At 36.9% G+C, this 1043-nt stretch carries 1 protein-coding gene and 2 pseudogenes; 1 reads left to right on the top strand and 2 read right to left on the bottom strand.

Annotated features, from left to right (window positions below; all coding sequences use genetic code 11):
• Together NPX99_RS08740 and NPX99_RS08735 are read right to left on the bottom strand one after the other, a co-directional pair.
• Positions 1-334 (bottom strand): annotated as a pseudogene (locus NPX99_RS08740) (ShlB/FhaC/HecB family hemolysin secretion/activation protein); the annotation flags it as partial.
• Entirely contained in the window at positions 335-517 is a 183-nt protein-coding gene (locus tag NPX99_RS08735) for a hypothetical protein (RefSeq protein ID WP_269031435.1), read from the bottom strand. It lies immediately after the preceding pseudogene.
• Positions 518-765: 248 nt separating this feature from the next.
• Between NPX99_RS08735 and NPX99_RS08730 the strand changes: the two are divergent.
• Positions 766-1043 (top strand): annotated as a pseudogene (locus NPX99_RS08730) (type ISP restriction/modification enzyme); the annotation flags it as partial.

The following is a 1043-nucleotide window of genomic DNA, read 5'->3' as shown; positions in this document are numbered from 1 at the left end:
TGCCTAAACAGTGCCCTTCCCAACGGGAAATACTGCCATGAAGATCTCTATAAGAAATCAATCGTGCACCCATCAACGCAATGCTTTTGACCATCAAACAGGTTTTTGATCTCGAACCATCATGGAGAGCTGTCGCATCATCATCCGGCAAAGATATCCCTTGCGTTTTGTTTCTACGGTGTAATTGCTGAAAACGTTGTTCTTGCGTTTGTTGACGCTGAATACCCTCTGATTGATTAATTGCTTTCTCACGTATAGTTTCTGCTAAACTCGGCAACGAGAAAAGGCACAAAAAAGCCGTGGTAAGCACAAAAGAAAATAAAGAGCAACGCATTTAATTTTTACACTCAATGTGACGTGCCAAACAAAACATTTTATCCTCTCCAAAAGGAAAAGAACGAACTACGTAATAATCTTTTACTGTTTTGTTGAAATCATTTTTTTGAGGATGGTCGTAAAGAGCAGAAACCGTATTGACCGCATCATATGTCCCCGTCTTATTGCTTGCATAAGTCATATACCGCCCCCCACCTATGAAGATGATAATCACCCCTTAAAGTGTAATCTTACACACTATGCACTCTTTATCTAAGCCACAGTACATAAAGCTATTTTGAGAATAAAGAAAGACTTTAATTTATAGAATATACCAAATTTATTGGAACTGTCACATATTAGAAACAACAACAAGCTATCTACTTTTACTATGATCTGATAAACAAAACAACATGACCATGGCTTATTAGCTACAAAAGTAAAAAAGGTCGTTATAGAATTACTAATGAAGGATTAGCACATTTTAAAGCTGCTTATCCTCATGAAACCATAACGAAAGATGATATCTTTTATTACGTTTACGGTTTGCTTCATTCAGAAGATTATAGGGCTCGTTATGCTGATAACCTCTCTAAAGAATTGCCTCGCATCCCTTGTGTAAAGACTACTGAAGATTTTTGGATGTTTGTTACAGCAGGGCGTGAATTAGGAAATTTACACGTCAATTATGAAAGCGTAGAACCTTATCCTGTGACCTTTAAAAAAGG

It is taken from the genome of Bartonella sp. 220B (genome assembly GCF_026930205.1).
Classification (GTDB): domain Bacteria; phylum Pseudomonadota; class Alphaproteobacteria; order Rhizobiales; family Rhizobiaceae; genus Bartonella.
Note: the sequence above shows the minus strand (reverse complement) of the source record. Positions and strands in the feature narration are given on the sequence as shown.